The sequence below is a fragment of the Nocardia sp. SYP-A9097 genome, from assembly GCF_009649815.1.
Lineage (GTDB): Bacteria > Actinomycetota > Actinomycetes > Mycobacteriales > Mycobacteriaceae > Nocardia.
Genome location: NZ_WJIC01000011.1, coordinates 44,910 through 60,065, shown reverse-complemented (window position 1 = coordinate 60,065; position 15,156 = coordinate 44,910). Strand labels below are relative to the sequence as shown.

The window sequence follows — 15,156 nt, the reverse complement described above, 5'->3', positions numbered from 1 at the left end:
ATTGTTGGCGAATCAGAACCGCCGGAGCGGGAACGGCCCTCATCGCACGTACCCGCAGTGAATTATTCCGCCGGAGGGGTGCCGGCCACTTCATCGGATTCGACCGGATTCGCATTGGTGGCGCGCCGTCGAATCATCGCCGCCAAAACAACGGCCGCGGCAACAATACACAAGATTCGTTCCGGCGCGGGTCCGATCCGGGAAGCGGGTGTCAGATCCGTACGCAGCGGCAACCTGGCCACCAAATCAGCTGGAACAAACTGTTCGGTTTGCTGCTGGATGGTGCCGTCGGCGGTAATCATCGCGCTCACACCGGTGGTCACCGAGACGATGACGGCACGGCCGTGCTCCACCGCGCGAATGCGGGACATGGCCAGTTGCTGGTAGGTCATCTCGCTCTTGCCGAAGGTGGCGTTGTTGGAGGGGACCGTCAGGATCTGCGCGCCCGCGCGCACCGCGTCCTCGAAGGCGCGATCGAAGGCAACCTCGTAGCACGTGGCCACACCGATGGCGACGGGTGCGCCGCCGCTCGCCGGCTCGACATGCACCACGCCGTCACCGTTGCCCGGGACGAAATAGCCTGCGCGGTCCGCGTATTCGGAGAAGTGCCGGAAGAAGCCGCGATAGGGCAGGTACTCGCCGAAGGGCTGGATGATCTTCTTGTCGTGCCGCTCCCCCGGGCCGCCGTCGGCGGTCCATACGATCACCGAATTGCTGGTGGTGCGATCGTCATTCACCAGCACCGCGCCAACCAGGATGGGGGCCTTGATATCTCGTGACGCCCGGGTGATCTCCGCGTAGGCGTCGGAGTTGCGCAGTGGATCGATATCGGAGGAATTCTCCGGCCAGACAACCACATCCGGCTGCGGGGCCCGCCCGGCCGCGACGGCCCTGGCGAGTTCCTCGGTGCGCTTGACGTGATTGTCGAGAACCGCGCGGCGCTGGGCATTGAAGTCCAGTCCCAGCCGCGGCACGCTGCCCTGGATGGCGGCGACCGTGATCGGCCGGTTGCCGTCCTCCGGGCGGGGCAGCGCGGTCCGGAGGATCACTCCGGTGAGAGGAACTATAGCCACAAGCATTGCGACAGCAACAATTCGGTTCCAGGATGTGAGACGCCGGTCCGCCCATCTGGGACGATTCGGACGCGCGTTCGCGCCCGCCGTGCTACGCGCGCATGCCACTCCCCACACCGCCGCCGCGGCCAATCCGGCACCCGTCAGTGCCACCGCGAAACTCACCAGCGGTGCGCCACCGAGCATGGCGTACGGCAGATACCAGCCATCGGCCTGACCGAAAGCCAGTCTCCCCCACGGGAACCCGCCGAACGGAAAACTGGACCGCGCCCACTCGGTCAGCGACCACGCGGTCGCCACCCACAGCGGCCAGCCCGGCATCCGCCCGACGAGGCGCACCAGCATCCCGAACAGCCCGACATACACCGACAACGCGGTCGACAGCGCGATCCACGGCATCGGCCCCACATAGATTCCGGTCCACGGCAGCAACGGCAGGAAAAACGCCAACCCCGCCAGGAATCCGTACCCGAAACCCCCACGCAGACGCCCGTTTCCGCGCACCGTCAAGATCAGCAGCGCAATCCCGACGGGTGCCAGGAACCACAGCGTCCGAGGCGGGAAACTCGCGAACAGCAACAACCCGGCGACAACAGCCGCGACGATTCGTGTCAGGACCGGATGTGCCCGCAGCAAACCAACCGCGCGCGCCACCGGCCCCTCGGCCGCGCCGCCACCGAAACCGGTCTGATCGCCACTGTCCACCGTCGACTCACTCACAACCCCAACACCTTTCGACGCCGTATGGCGTGCGGCTGATTGTCCCGCGCGAGGCGGCTTCGGCGCGGCGTGCGAACCACGTTCGGCCGGTCCCGAACTCGCGTCCAGGACAGCGATACCGCTGACGGTCTCCGCGAAGTCATGGGTGGCAGCACGCGGGCGGCCGGTGGCAGAACATTTCCCGCACGATCGGCAGCGATGACACCATCGACGCCGTTCGCCTCCGAGGCCACGCGGGCCGACTCGGGAAGCACTGTGCGCGAAGGTGTTCGCGGGTCCGGATCACACGGCATGGAGGGTGGTCCCGCGGTGCACGGTGGCGAGGCAGCGCGGCAGGGGTGCGCCGGGGGTCAGGGGCGGCAGGCCGGGGACGCGGGAGCGAGGGTCGGTGGACCAGCGCTGGACGGTGTCGGTGGCGGCGGCGACCACGAGATCGGCTGCCTCCCATACCGCGTAGGAGGCGGGGGCGCCGGGGACCAGGGTGCCGGCGACGCCGTCGCGGACGCCGCCCGCGCGCCATGCGCCTCGGGTGGCGGCGGCGAAGGCCGCGCGCGGGGAGATCTGGTGGCCGGGGGTGCGGTGGTGGGCCGCGGCGCGCAGGGCTTCCCACGGATTCAGTGCTGTGACAGGGGCATCGGAGCCGATGGCCAGGGAGATACCCGCGGAGGCCATGGCGGAGAACGGGTTCAGGGTGGCGGCGCGGTCGGCGCCGAGGCGGGCGGCGTACATGCCGTCCGGGCCGCCCCAGGCGGCGTCGAAAGCCGGTTGGACGCTGGCGATCACACCCCAGGAGGCAAGTTTGGCGATCTGGTCGGCATCGGCCATTTCGGCGTGTTCGATGCGGTGGCCGCGCGAGGCGAAGGCCGGTCCGCCGACCTGGGCGACGACCTGTTCGAAGCCGGCGACGACCGCGTCCATGGCGGCGTCGCCGATGACGTGGAAGCCGGACTGGATGCCCGCCTCGGTGCATGCGAGCACATGGGCGGCAATGGTTTCCGCGTCGAGGTAGGAGGTGCCGATGGTGTCGCGGTCGGCGTACGGGTCGCGCAGCCAGGCGGTGTGCGAGCCGAGGGAGCCGTCCACGAACAGATCGCCGCCGAGGGCGTGCACGCCGAGCTCCTTGATCAGGGTGCGGGCCTCGTCGGCGGTGCGTACGGCCTGACCCCAGTAGGCGCGGACCTCGACGCCGTGGTCGAGGGCGAGGAGTTCGCGCACATCGGTCTCACCGGAGATATCGGGTCCGGCGCATTCGTGTACGGCGGCAATGCCATTGGCGGCGGCGTGATCGAGGGCGGCGCGGCGGGCCAGATCGCGCTGCGCGGGTTCGAGGGCGCCGAGTGCGGCGCGGCGGACCAGGTGGTGGGCGGCGGCGCGCAGCGGTTCACCGTGGGTGAAGCCGGTGGCCGCGGTGAGCGCGGGGACGGTATCGAGCAGCGGTGTGGAGGCCACGGCCGAATGCGCGTCCACGCGAACCAGATACACACTGCGCCCGGGTGCGGCGGCGTCGATCTCCGCGAGGGTGGGCGGGCGGCCTTCGGGCCAGGTGGTCTCGTCCCAGCCGTCGCCGAGCACCGGCCCGGCGGGGTGGGCGGCGGCGTACGCGCGCAGCAGCTCCAGGCATTCGGTGAGCGAACGTGCCTGGGACAGATCGAGTCCCGTGAGTTTCAATCCCAGCGCGGTGACGTGCACGTGTGGGTCCACGAACGCCGGGGCCACGAAGGCCCCGCCGAGGTCGATGATCTCCGCGTCCGGGTGCAGTGCTCGTCCGGTGCGGTCCGCGCCCACCCACACCACAATCCCGTCGGTGACGGCCATGGCCGTGGCATCGGGATTGCTGGAGCTGTAGATACGACCGCCGACAAGCAACTGGGTACTCACGGTTTTCCAGTCTGCCGCACGCCCGCGCCGCGGCCGCAACCGCACTCCATCCATCGGACGTGCATCACATTCGGGCGCGGGTGAGGCGGGTTATTCGGCGGGCTGGACCTTCGCGGCGAGGGCTTCGATGGCGCGCGCGATTTCCCCGGGATGGGTGAAGGGCAGTTTGTGATCGCCTTCGAGCCAGTGCACCTCGATGCTCGGGACCGCGGCCTGGAGAACTTCGCCGCCTTCACGCCAGGTGCGATTCACCTTGGCGGACTGGGCATCGTTGCCGTGTGCGGTATTCGTGGCCAGCAGCATGGTGACCGGGCAGTCGAGCCCCCGGTAGGTGTCCAGTAGTTTCTGCCTGCGCTGATCGACCTCGATGGTGAGATCGGCGAATGCCTTGCCCGGCATGGCGTAACCGTGTGCGGTCATGCGTACCAGGAGCATGGCGAATTTGGTGCCGAGGCTGTTGAACGATTCCCGGATCTTCTTCGGATCCTCGATCAGTGACTGCTGAATCGGTGCCGCGCCGTCGAGCAGGACCAGTCCCGCGACCTCGCCCGGATGCGTGGCCGCGTACTCGAGCGCGAGATCCGCGCCGAGAGACCAGCCGATCAGGATCGGCCGCCGCACCGCGAGCGAGGTCAGTACCGCCCGCATATCGGATTCGAAGTCCGCGACCTTGTAAGACGTTGCGGTGGAAGCCTTTCCGTGCCCGCGCGGATCGAAGGTGATGGTCTCGAATCCGTGCAGTTCGGCGACGACCTGCTTCCACGCGGCCTGTGTCGCGCCCGCGCCATTGATGAAGACGAGTGCGGGGCCGGCCCCGGAGCGGGTGACCGGCAGAGTGACCGCGCCATTGCGCACCGTGGTCTGGCTGGACATGAGGTATCGGCCCTTCGACTGTTCGGAGCGGGAATGCCGTGCCGGCGCGATCAGCCTATGCGAGGGTCAGCGTGGGTCGATCATGCGGCGGGCATCGCCCTGACCGTCGTCGTAGTACTCGGTGACCACGCTGGCGTCGATGACCTCACCATCGGGATCGATCACCACATTGCGGTACCCGTACGAGCCGACCGCGGTGGCCACCCGGGCCAGCCTGCGCGCGGCGAAAGCGGCCACGATCGGGCGGAGCAGGAATCGCGTGAACGGCACCAGCGCCAGCAGACCGAGCATCGAGGTGAGCAGACCCGGCACGAACATGAGCACCGCGCCGACGCCGACCAGCGCGCCATCCGCGACCGCGGTACTGGGCTCGAGCTCACCCCGCGACGCGCGCCGGAAGCCCTCGAAGACGCGGCGGCCCTGCGAGCGGACCAGTATCAGGCCGGCGGCCGACCCGGCTATGAGCAGCAGGATCGTGGGAAATACGCCGATGAGGTGCCCGAACAGCACCAGTGTGGCGATCTCGGCGATGAAGTACGTGGCGAACAGCAGTGCGGGCATCGGACGATCCTTTCGGCGATCTACCGGTACAACGCCCGAGTTCCCGATTCTTCTCCCCGATGCGGCGTGGGTCACACCCCAGGGGTGCGCGGGACGCAAATGCGACCGGTCGGCATTCGGAATTCTTCCTCCGATGTGAAGAGTGCGTGTGTATAAATGTTGCTCTTGTATCCGATGGGTCGATACCCGAAGTAATTACATATATATGCGGCTATCCTCGTAATTGCTTGCCAATGAGTGAAAAGAGAAATAAATGGCTATGGTACCTCCCGTCACCTCGCAGCTCATGCAGCCCTGGGTCGCCTACCCGCACAACCAATCGAACGATGTCATCAATAGCCCCGTGTTCGTCTGGGTCAACGGCCCCACGGTCCATGTGGTCGTGCACCTCGAGGCGACCAACCTGCCCAGCAAGCCGTTCAATATCTACTACAAGCTCGACGGGAAGCCCCCCGTGGCCGCCGGTGCGGCGTTCGCCACCGATGGAAAGGGCAGCGGGACCGCCCATTTCGCCGTCGGCGGCTTGGCGGCCGGTAATCATGACATCACTGTCGAATTCAACGACAGCGCGGACGCCGGCACCCTGTACATGAATGCCTCCGCGAACAACCCCGGTGCCGGGCCGGGAATTCCGTTCACCATCTGATCGCGACTTTCCGGTGAGGTGAAAGTCGAAATCACCGCGGGGCGCCATCCGCGCACACCGGCGAGTCCGCCCAGGGCCCTCAGCGCATTGCGTTGAGTGCCCGCCGGCGTTTTCGGCTATACGACGATGAGATGACCGGAAAGTACCGGCGGGCGATCTCGGAAATGAATTATTCGGCAAATATCAGTGCCGGCATCGGACAATTCTTTCAGCGATCGAATACCGTCCCGAATCAGGCGCTGCCGGGGCGGACCAGACCGGTTTCGTAGGCGAGGACCACCGCTTGGACCCGGTCGCGGAGGCCGAGTTTGGTCAGGACGCGGCCGACATGGGTTTTCACCGTGGCCTCGGAGAGGAAGAGGACGGCGGCGATCTCGGCGTTGGAGCGGCCCCCGGCAATGTTTTCGAGGACTTCGCGTTCACGAGCGGTCAGGACATCGAGGATGGCCGGATCGCGTCCGGCGGCCGGATCGTCGGCGATGAGACGATCCAGGAGGCGTTTGGTGACCTTCGGGGAGACGACGGCGTCTCCGGCGGCGACGCTGCGGATGGCGGAGATGAGGTCTTCGGGCGGGGTGTCCTTGAGCAGGAAGCCACTGGCTCCGGCGCGCAGCGCACCCAGGGCGTGCTCGTCGAGGTCGAAAGTGGTCATGACCAGAACACTGCTGCCGCAACCGGATTCGATAATGCGGGCGGTCGCGGTGACGCCGTCGGTGACCGGCATGCGCACATCCATGAGCACCACATCCGGGCGCAGTTCGGCGGCGCGGATGATCGCCGTCGCGCCATTGTCGGCCTCCCCCACCACCTCGATGTCCGGGTGGGCGCCGAGCACCATCTTCAGCCCCGCGCGCATGAGTTCCTGGTCGTCGACTACGAGAACGGTGATCGGCACGGGCACCAATCTAGCTGCCCGGCAAACTCACTCACCGGCGGTGCGGTCCAGCGGAATGCTCGCGTGTACCGCCCAGCCGCCGGTGCCGGTGCGGCCGGTGGTGAGGGTGCCGCCGAGTACCGCGACGCGTTCGCGCATACCCACCAGCCCCAGACCGCTGCCCTCGATCCGATTGCCCGGTGCCGGCGCGCCACCCGAATCGACGATGTCGAGGCGCACATCGGTCTCGCCGCGGCAGATGCGAACCTGGGCGCGCGGGTCCGGTCCGGCGTGCCGGAGGGTGTTGGTCAGCGATTCCTGCACGATGCGGTGAATACCGAGACTGGCCTCGGGACTGAGGGTATCGAGCTCGCCACTGAGTTCGAGGGTGACGTGCAATCCCGTATCACGCATCATCTGCACCACTTTCGCGATACCGGCGGTGCCGTGCTGCGGAAGTTGTTCCGGCGCATGCTCGAGTCGCAGCAACTCCACCGTGCGGCGCAGTTCGCGCAGTGCGTCCCGGCCGGTGCCCGCGATGATCCCGAGAGCTTTCGCGGCGATGTCCGGGTCCCGGGGTAGCGCGTAGCGGGCACCGTCGGCCTGCACGATCATGACGCTCACCGCGTGCGCGACCACATCGTGCAGTTCGCGAGCGATACGGGTGCGTTCGGCGGCCACGGCATCGTGGGCGCGGCGCTCGCGGTCGTAGTCGGCGACGGCCAGCCGGGCGGCGACCTCATTGTCGTAGGCGTGGCGGGCGCCGACGAATTCGGCAAAGGTCCAGCACAGTGCGTAGAACAGCGCATTGAACGGGATATCGGTCACCGACGGTTTCCCGATCATGCTGTACGACAGGACGGTGTCGAGCACCATTGCGCCCACGAACCAAAGTCCTTCGCGGCGGCCCACATACGCGACCAGCGTGTACAGCATGACCCCGAGCCCGAGCAGCGCCGGGTGCACGGCCGAATCACCGACCAGGCCGTGCACCACGCTCGTCCCCATCGAGAGCAGCAACAGCACAATCGCCGCACCGCGCGGATAGGTCCGCCGGAAGATGATCGGCAACACCAGCACCACGCCCAGCACCAGATACGTGACCTTGTGCCGGCTCTCGCCCACCGCGAGCACGTCGATCGTCAGCAGCCCCAGCGCCAGAATCGAATCGGCGATGAACGGCTTCCCCCGCAGCCACAGACTGAACCGACGCATCCCCCCACCCTAGAGTCACGCCCGCACCGCAATTCCGATGCGGTCGTGCCCCGGAGGGTTATGCCTTCCAGATGCCGCTCTCGAGGAAGCTCGTCCAGACGTCGTCCGGGAACCACAGCTCCGGCCCCGTGCCGTCGTCTTTGGAGTCGCGAACCCCGACAAGCCCATCACCGAGGAAGACTTCCACGCACTGCTTCGAGCCTTCACTGCGGCTGGATTTGAACCAAACTCGTTCGGGCGGATGACTGTTCACGCCGAGTACTCCTTCGCAACTCTCAACAACACGTCTCTGGTGTCGTCTTCGGTCAACGCTACAGCGCCCAGGGCGTCGATCGCTTGACGATAGAGGTCGAGCACATCGGACTGTTCGTGGTACAGCGCGCCGAAGGCACCTTCGAGGTACACCACGGGCGGTTCGATCAGACCGCTGTCCAGCCGCGGGAACTCCAGCAGCGTGAACGACAGGATCGTCAGCCCCCGATGCGGACCCACCCCGAACGGAATCACCCGAATATTTATGCCGGGCCGCGCCCCTACCTCGGCGAGCCAATACAGTTGCTGGGACATGACATCCGGGCTACCCGGTTGGTTCCGGAGCACCGCCTCCGAAATGTATGCGTCGATCCGGAACGAGTCGTCATCCAGACGCGCTTGCCGGCGGGTGGTCAGTTCTACCCGACGTTCGGTGTCCACGATCGACAGCTCCGGATCGTCGATCCGCACGATTGCTCGCTTGTAGTCGGAGGTCTGCAACAGTCCGGGAACCAGCACAAGTTGGTGTGTTGTAACCCGACCGGCGTTCGCCTCGAGGCTCAGGTAGTGCGGCATGTGCGGCTCGTACTGATCCGCATACGCCTGCCAGAAACCCTTGCCGTCCTTGGTCTCAGCTTTGGCGCTTGCCCAGCTCTTGAGTGCGCGCTCCTGCTCTCCCGGCGGCACGGCGTAGAAGTCGAGCAGCGCCTGAATCTGGGGCGTGCTGATCCTGACCGTCTGTCCGGACTCCAGACGCATGATCTTTTGATGCGAAACGTCCAGATGTAGCCCAGCAGCGAGTTTGGTCTTTCCCGCTCCCTCCCGATGATCTCGCATGAGCCTTCCGAATGTTCTGCGAGAGCTTGTCGAGCCACTCATTTCTTAGCCTCGCTATCCTGTCCAGTTGACCGTGAACATGTTCATGCTGGACAGCCATTGTATTTCATCGATTGTCTGCTGTGAACTGTTTATTTCAACGCATTTCGGTGTCTACTTACAGATAGCACCAAGCGGCGCAAGGAGATTCGAAACCGGTCGCTCGGTACACAACCCGACCACTCGAGCGAGGGACACCGAAATGAATTGGGAGAGTTGGACGCTACTGACAATGTTCCTTTTGTCCATTTTCGCGATTGCGTGGACCGGCTGGGATATCCACCGCCACAATAGAGCTCCGGACATGTACCGGCTCGCGCTGCTCAGCGGCGGGTACTGCGAGGTCCCGCGCGCGAGCGGATGTCCAGCGGGGCGGCACCGGGGCCGTGCGAACCGAGGGCCGCGACGAAACCCGGGAGTTGTTCGATGACACACATATTCGCTGTCGCCGAGCACACCGCCATACCCGAAATGGATATTCGGCAGGCACATCGCGAAATACAGTTACACCTGGAGTGCCTGGTGCAGAACTGCGCGAGAAAGGCGCAAGCAAAGCTCACCCTCATCGAGGCCGGGTGCATACGGCCCGCCGTCCGATACATGTGAAGGGGCGACTTTCCATGGATACCACCAACTCCCGCGGGTACCCCGAGGAAATGGGGGAACTCAGCTTCCTGACACCCGAACTGGAAACCGCCTACAAAGCATGGACCGGCGACAAATCCGAACTCCAGGACTGCTCGATCAGCGCGACCCCCATGACCCCGGGCGCCGCCTTCGAATCGACGATCCTGCACCGCGACCACACGCCTCCGTGCGTCCGGCTCCTGGCCGCGAAAGCCATCCTCGAAGAACTCTCGAACCCGAACGGCGAGGCGCTCATCAAGTTCCCGGACCGCTATTGACTCCGAAGACCGCCGGGTCGACTCCCCTGGACGAGGTTTGCTCGCGGGTGACCGGTCTGCTTGGGTCGCGGGATGGATGTTGGAGACTGGTCGGTCTTGCTGACTGCGGCTACCGCCGCGGGGTGGGTGGATGCCGTAGTCGGTGGCGGTGGGTTGATCGTATTGCCGACACTATTCGTGGTGTTACCGGGGCTGGCACCGCAGACGGCGTTGGGGACCAACAAGATTGCGGCGTTCTCGGGGACGACGGCGGCGGTGATCACCTTCGCGCGCAGGGTGCCGATGCGGTGGAAGTTGCTGATTCCGGGGGCGGTGATCGCCGCGATCGCGGCGGCGTGCGGGTCGGCGCTGGTGGCGTTGATCGATCGGAAGTACTTCATTCCGATCGTCATGGTGGTGTTGATCGGGGTGGCGATCTTCGTGACGCTGCGGCCGTCGGTGGGTGTCACCATGGCCACGCATCCGCCGACTCGGCGCAAGACATTGCTGGTGGTGGGCCTGGCCGCCGGGTTGATCGGGCTCTATGACGGCGTGCTCGGCCCGGGCACCGGGACATTTCTGATCATCACCTTCGCCACGATGCTCGGCACCGAATTCGTGCGCGCGGCGGCCATGGCGAAGGTGATCAACTGCGGGTCGAATCTCGGATCACTGATCTTCCTGGCATCCACCGGACATGTGCTGTGGGCACTCGGTTTGTCCATGGCGGTCGCGAATGTGGCCGGATCCATTGTGGGTTCGCGCATGGCCCTGGCCAAGGGCGCGGGTTTTGTACGGATCGTGTTGCTGGTTGTGGTGGTGGCCATGGTGATTCGCCTCGGCTGGCAGCAGTTCGCCTGATCGCCAACCGGTGTGCGGTCAGCCGAGGCGGCGGCTAGGCCAGCGCGTCCTCACGCACACGTAGGTCGGAGCTCGACTCCGGGTCGGCCTCCGAAGTGCTGCTTCGCCAGCCCGATTCGCCGTTCTCCGCGCCCGCGGTCGCCTGGGATTCCGCGTTCACACACGCACCGGTCGGAATCTGATGGCTCGGCTCGGGGCTGCGCCGCAGTACCGCAGCGCCCAGGTGCCGGACCGGAATATCGGTGCGGCGGGCCGGTTCCGAGCCGCGCGACTCCTCGGCGCGCGGGGCAGCCGCCATGGCGTGCGAATGGCTCGCATCGGGGTCCGCGCTCGCCACCGAGGCCGGTGCCGGCGCGGTCAGCCAGGGGGCCAGCACCTTTGACGTGGTTTCCTGGATTCTGCGTTGCAGCAGTTCGGGATCGCCGATGGCACCGGTTTGGAACAGCACGGTGAGCGCACCCGAGACCGCGCCGATCACCGCGCCGACGAGGGCGGCGGCACCGACCTCGTCGAGTTCCTCCGGGAACGCGGTGCACAGATGTTTGGCGATGTCCTGTTGCGCGGCGAGCTGGGCGTACGCGGCGCGTCCGCTCACCGCGGGCACGGTGCGCGAAACCTGGGCGCGGATCACCGCGATGCGCGCGGGCAGGGTGTCACCGAGGTGATCGCCGGGATTGTCCCCGGCCGCGCGTAAAGCACGTAGTAGGACCTCGACGGGGCGCTCGTCCGGGCGGCGGTTGGCGATGGCCCGCGCGGCCGAGGTCACCCGATCATCGGGTTCGGGGAAGAGGAGTTCCTCTTTGCTGGCGAAGTAGTTGAAGAATGTTCGAGTGCCGACCTCGGCGGCGGCGGCGATATCGGCGACGGTGGTCGCCTCATAACCTCGGCTCTCGAACAATTCGACGGCGGCCTCGTAGAGGGCACGGCGGGTGCGTTCTCGTTTGCGGTCGCGGAGCGCTGATGGCGGCACGCGGGCAGACCCTACGGCATTACGCGAGGAAAACCCGGTATGTACTGGGCTTGTCGCGCGCGTTTCGCGGTGTGCTTCTTGGCACTTCGCGCATTATTGCAGCGTGTGCCAGTTTGCGGGGTGTGAATTTCATTGTGCCGCAGCGCGTTCGTCAACTACCTGGCCGCAAAGAGCCGGGCTGGCAACTCCACAACCCGACTGGCGGTCGGGTGGCGGGCTACGTCCAACGCTACGAGAGCGTAGAGGCCGTTGACTCGGCCCCGCGTTCCCACTCCTTCGCCGCACGGGCGGCGATGTTATGGGAAGCGTTCACGTCCGCGTGTTCAACGAAACCGCACGAACGACAACAGAATCGGTCTTGGGTGGGCCGGTTCTTCCGGTCCACGTACCCGCATCTTCGGCAGGTCTGCGAGGTGTAAGCGGCGTCCACGAACACCACCACCACACCCATGCGCCGGGCCTTGTACTTGATAAACCCGCCGAGCTGAGCGAACCCCCAGCTGTGCAGCGCGGCCCGTTGGGGCTTGCGTAGCCGTACCCGCTCACGAATACCAGTCAGTGATTCCAACCCGATACCGTGCCCGGTGCGTTGCGCCTCGACCACAATGCGTTTCGAAATACAGTGGTTCACATCGGTTGCTCGGCGGGCTTCCTTGCGCCGCCGCCGTTTCAGGACACGCTTCGCGGCTTTCGTCCCCTTCGCCTGGAGCTTCGCGCGCAGCGCACGCTGCTGTTCGCGGTGGCGTCGCAGACCGCGCGCCGCTGCCCGATACCCGGTGTTGGTGGTGGCAAGGTTCGTGAGGCCGAGGTCCACTCCGATCCAGCCTCCCGGATCGGTGATATCAGGTGCAGGGATCTCGCACGTCGCGTACAGGAACCACATCCCGTCCCGGAACACGAGATCAGATTCGCCTTGCCGGTACAGCTCGACAGTCTTCAAATGATCCACGGAACCGGTGTAACGGACGTTCCTCAACCGCCCGCTGGTGGTCCAGATGGAGACGGTCCGCTGGCCGTATTGCCATGACAGGCAACGGTCGTCGTAGGGCTGCGCCGCGGTCGGTCGGAAGCTGATCGGGGTGGCTTCGACCCGCTCTCGCCTGCGGGAGTCTTTCGGCCCGTAGTTTCCGGCTTTCAGGTTCGCTGCCCTGGTCTTGTAGGCGTCGGCGACCTTGCGGATCACATGCAGCGCAGGTTGTGCCGACATGTCCATGGCTTTTATCCGTTGGTAATGCTCGCGTTGCAGGTCAGCACGACCGCGTTTCGTAGCGTCCTGCGCTTACCGTGCGAGCCAGGTCGCCGCTGTGTTCGCCGCGCGGAGAGTCTCTGCGAGTGCCTCAGTCTGCCCCAGGGTGGGGAGCAACTTGACTGGCACAACCAGCTTCACCCCTCCACGATAGCATCTGTCTATGTCACCTCGATGGGTTTCAGAACCGAACTTACGCAGAGGAAGAAGCGTTGTTTACGACCTTCATGCGCATTTGGTCTTTGTCCCGAAATATCGGCGCGGGCCGTTCACCGACGAGATTCTCGCCCGCTGCGAGGAGGTGATGCGGAGTGTGTGTACGGACTTCAAGGCGGACCTACGCGAGTTCAACGGCGAAACCGATCACGTACACCTGCTCGTGCACTATCCCCCGCAGGTCAAGTTGTCTACCCTCGCGGGCAGCCTCAAAGGGGTCTCCGCGCGCCGGTTACGGCAGGAGTTCCCCGACCACATCCGAAAGTACATGTGGGGAAACCACTTCTGGTCCCCCTCATACTTCGCAGGTTCGTGCGGTGGGCCACCGCTCGCGGTGGTCAAGGAGTACATCGAGAATCAGAAACGACCGGACTAGCGTCCGGTCCGCAATTCATCCCGAGCCCTGAAGAGCCAGGATTCCTTGCGAAACCCAATGTTGAACCTGCGGTGCGCGACCCTCTAGCGTGGTGCGGGTGAGCATCGCAACCAAGGTCGTGGACGAGGAGTTCCGCGCACTGCCCCTGAGTGCGCTGTCGGATGCCGCGCTGTCGGCGGCGCGCGCGGCGGGGGCCGAGTACGCGGATCTGCGGGTGCATCGCCTCGCGCAGCAGTCCATTCGATTGCGGGACGGGCGCGTCGAATCCGTGCGCGACAGTACCGATCTGGGCTTCGCGGTGCGCGTGATCGTCGATGGCACCTGGGGTTTCGCATCGCATGCCGATTTGACGCCGGAGTCGGCGGTGGAAGTGGCACGGCGTGCGGTGCGAGTCGCCAGCACTCTGCGCGGGTTGAATCGCGAGCGTGTCGAGCTCGCCGCGGAGCCGCGCTATGCCGGCGTCGAGTACGTGTCGGCCTATGACATCGACCCCTTCGCCGTGCCGACACCGGAGAAAGTCGCACTGCTGCTGGACTATTCGGAGCGGCTCAAAGCCTCCGACGGCGTGGATCACGTGACGGCCGATGTGCTGCAGGTCAAGGAGCAGACCTTCTACGCCGATTCGTTCGGCTCGCGCATCACCCAGCAGCGGGTGCGGCTGTATCCGCAGTTCGAGGCCATTACCGTCGATCCGTCGGCGGGCGTGTTCGAGACCATGCGCACCCTCGCCGCCCCGGCCGGTCGCGGCTGGGAGTACGTCACCGGCGCGGACGGAACCTGGGACTGGAACGGCGAACTCGCGCGGATCCCGGAGTGGCTCGCCGAGAAGGTCAAGGCCCCGACCGTCACCGCCGGACCCACCGATCTGGTCATCGATCCCACCAATCTGTGGTTGACCATTCACGAATCCATCGGCCACGCCACCGAATACGACCGGGCGATCGGCTACGAATCCGCCTATGCCGGAACCTCCTTCGCCACCCCGGACAAACTGGGCACGCTGCGCTACGGCACGCCGATCATGCATGTCACCGGTGACCGCACCCAGGAGCACGGGCTGGCCAGCGTCGGCTGGGACGATGAGGGCGTGGCCGGGCAGCAGTGGGACCTGGTGCGCGACGGCACCCTGGTCGGCTATCAACTCGATCGTGTCTTCGCGCCGCGGCTGGGCCTCGAGCGCTCGAACGGTTGCTCGTATGCCGATTCGGCACACCATGTTCCGATCCAGCGCATGGCGAATGTGTCCCTGCAACCCGATCCGACACGTGACACCAGCACCGCCGAACTCATCTCCCGGGTCGAGAACGGTATCTATATCGTCGGCGACAAGTCCTGGTCGATCGATATGCAGCGCTACAACTTCCAATTCACCGGGCAGCGGTTCTTCCGGATTCGCAATGGCGAACTCGCCGGGCAGTTGCGCGATGTCGCCTACCAGGCCACCACCACCGACTTCTGGGGTTCGATGGAGGCGGTCGGCGGACCATCCACCTGGGTGCTGGGTGGTGCGTTCAATTGCGGTAAGGCGCAGCCCGGTCAGGTGGCGGCGGTCTCGCACGGTTGCCCGTCGGTTCTGGTGCGCGGCATCAATATTCTCAATACCCGCGCCGAAGCCGGACAGTAGGAAAGGACCGA

Annotated in this window: 15 protein-coding genes; 5 read left to right on the top strand and 10 right to left on the bottom strand. The window is 65.7% G+C overall.

Translation table 11 applies throughout. The annotated features are described in order from the left end of the window. Nucleotides 1–62: 62 nt before the first annotated feature. The 4 genes from lnt to GFY24_RS22325 form a co-directional block, all read right to left on the bottom strand. Complete coding sequence (lnt, locus tag GFY24_RS22340) at nt 63–1,727, bottom strand: apolipoprotein N-acyltransferase (protein WP_309231213.1); 1,665 nt, start codon at nt 1,725–1,727, stop codon at nt 63–65. Between the two features lie 348 nt (nt 1,728–2,075). Next, entirely contained in the window at nt 2,076–3,671 is a 1,596-nt protein-coding gene (locus GFY24_RS22335) for an amidohydrolase (RefSeq protein WP_309231181.1), read from the bottom strand. Nucleotides 3,672–3,761: 90 nt separating this feature from the next. Further along, entirely contained in the window at nt 3,762–4,544 is a 783-nt protein-coding gene (locus GFY24_RS22330; RefSeq protein WP_153807035.1) for an alpha/beta fold hydrolase, read from the bottom strand. A gap of 66 nt (nt 4,545–4,610) precedes the next feature. Continuing rightward, the gene (locus tag GFY24_RS22325) at nt 4,611–5,105 is read right to left on the bottom strand and encodes an FxsA family protein (RefSeq protein WP_153807034.1); all 495 of its coding nucleotides are present in this window, start codon (nt 5,103–5,105) and stop codon (nt 4,611–4,613) included. Between the two features lie 253 nt (nt 5,106–5,358). Between GFY24_RS22325 and GFY24_RS22320 the strand changes: the two genes are divergently transcribed. Further along, nucleotides 5,359–5,751, top strand: a complete 393-nt coding sequence (locus tag GFY24_RS22320; protein ID WP_153807033.1) for a hypothetical protein — start codon at nt 5,359–5,361, stop codon at nt 5,749–5,751. A gap of 232 nt (nt 5,752–5,983) precedes the next feature. On the opposite strand, the gene GFY24_RS22315 is transcribed toward GFY24_RS22320, so the two are convergent. From GFY24_RS22315 to GFY24_RS42175, 4 genes are read right to left on the bottom strand one after another with little or no spacing between them, the layout of a single operon-like run. Beyond that, nucleotides 5,984–6,646, bottom strand: coding sequence for a response regulator transcription factor (locus GFY24_RS22315; protein ID WP_309231180.1), 663 nt, complete (start codon nt 6,644–6,646; stop codon nt 5,984–5,986). A gap of 27 nt (nt 6,647–6,673) precedes the next feature. Continuing rightward, nucleotides 6,674–7,840 carry a sensor histidine kinase gene (locus GFY24_RS22310; RefSeq protein ID WP_153807032.1) on the bottom strand — a complete coding sequence of 389 codons (1,167 nt, stop codon included), beginning with the start codon at nt 7,838–7,840 and terminating at the stop codon, nt 6,674–6,676. Between the two features lie 58 nt (nt 7,841–7,898). Continuing rightward, nucleotides 7,899–8,093: a DUF397 domain-containing protein gene (locus tag GFY24_RS42180; RefSeq protein ID WP_309231179.1), complete on the bottom strand. Its 195-nt coding sequence runs from the start codon at nt 8,091–8,093 to the stop codon at nt 7,899–7,901. Further along, nucleotides 8,090–8,929: a helix-turn-helix transcriptional regulator gene (locus GFY24_RS42175; protein ID WP_228566556.1), complete on the bottom strand. Its 840-nt coding sequence runs from the start codon at nt 8,927–8,929 to the stop codon at nt 8,090–8,092. Before GFY24_RS42175 ends, GFY24_RS42180 begins: the two co-directional genes overlap by 4 nt. Nucleotides 8,930–9,588: 659 nt before the next feature. Between GFY24_RS42175 and GFY24_RS22295 the strand changes: the two genes are divergently transcribed. Both GFY24_RS22295 and GFY24_RS22290 read left to right on the top strand, forming a co-directional pair. Then, nucleotides 9,589–9,873 (top strand): hypothetical protein, encoded by a 285-nt coding sequence (locus tag GFY24_RS22295; protein ID WP_153807030.1) that lies wholly within the window; start codon nt 9,589–9,591, stop codon nt 9,871–9,873. A gap of 72 nt (nt 9,874–9,945) precedes the next feature. Further along, a complete protein-coding gene (locus GFY24_RS22290; protein ID WP_153807029.1) occupies nt 9,946–10,713 on the top strand; it encodes a TSUP family transporter in 768 nt (255 codons plus the stop codon). Between the two features lie 34 nt (nt 10,714–10,747). Here GFY24_RS22290 and GFY24_RS42170 read toward each other — a convergent pair whose 3' ends face one another. Next, nucleotides 10,748–11,683, bottom strand: a complete 936-nt coding sequence (locus GFY24_RS42170) for a helix-turn-helix domain-containing protein (protein ID WP_309231178.1) — start codon at nt 11,681–11,683, stop codon at nt 10,748–10,750. Between the two features lie 229 nt (nt 11,684–11,912). Further along, the gene (locus tag GFY24_RS22280) at nt 11,913–12,896 is read right to left on the bottom strand and encodes a transposase (RefSeq protein WP_228566555.1); all 984 of its coding nucleotides are present in this window, start codon (nt 12,894–12,896) and stop codon (nt 11,913–11,915) included. Nucleotides 12,897–13,092: 196 nt separating this feature from the next. Between GFY24_RS22280 and tnpA the strand changes: the two genes are divergently transcribed. Beyond that, entirely contained in the window at nt 13,093–13,521 is a 429-nt protein-coding gene (tnpA, locus tag GFY24_RS22275; RefSeq protein WP_153807028.1) for an IS200/IS605 family transposase, read from the top strand. A 97-nt stretch (nt 13,522–13,618) separates the two neighbouring features. Next, nucleotides 13,619–15,145, top strand: a complete 1,527-nt coding sequence (locus GFY24_RS22270) for a TldD/PmbA family protein (RefSeq protein WP_375336079.1) — start codon at nt 13,619–13,621, stop codon at nt 15,143–15,145. Nucleotides 15,146–15,156 lie beyond the last annotated feature (11 nt).

Coding starts and splice junctions, on each gene's coding strand:
- tnpA (WP_153807028.1), top strand. CDS start 13,093: ATGTCACCTCGATGGGTTTCAGAACCGAACTTACGCAGAGGAAGAAGC.
- GFY24_RS22310 (WP_153807032.1), bottom strand. CDS start 7,840: ATGCGTCGGTTCAGTCTGTGGCTGCGGGGGAAGCCGTTCATCGCCGAT.
- GFY24_RS42175 (WP_228566556.1), bottom strand. CDS start 8,929: ATGCGAGATCATCGGGAGGGAGCGGGAAAGACCAAACTCGCTGCTGGG.
- GFY24_RS22295 (WP_153807030.1), top strand. CDS start 9,589: ATGGATACCACCAACTCCCGCGGGTACCCCGAGGAAATGGGGGAACTC.
- GFY24_RS22320 (WP_153807033.1), top strand. CDS start 5,359: ATGGCTATGGTACCTCCCGTCACCTCGCAGCTCATGCAGCCCTGGGTC.
- GFY24_RS22280 (WP_228566555.1), bottom strand. CDS start 12,896: ATGGACATGTCGGCACAACCTGCGCTGCATGTGATCCGCAAGGTCGCC.
- GFY24_RS22290 (WP_153807029.1), top strand. CDS start 9,946: ATGGATGTTGGAGACTGGTCGGTCTTGCTGACTGCGGCTACCGCCGCG.
- GFY24_RS22325 (WP_153807034.1), bottom strand. CDS start 5,105: ATGCCCGCACTGCTGTTCGCCACGTACTTCATCGCCGAGATCGCCACA.
- GFY24_RS22330 (WP_153807035.1), bottom strand. CDS start 4,544: ATGTCCAGCCAGACCACGGTGCGCAATGGCGCGGTCACTCTGCCGGTC.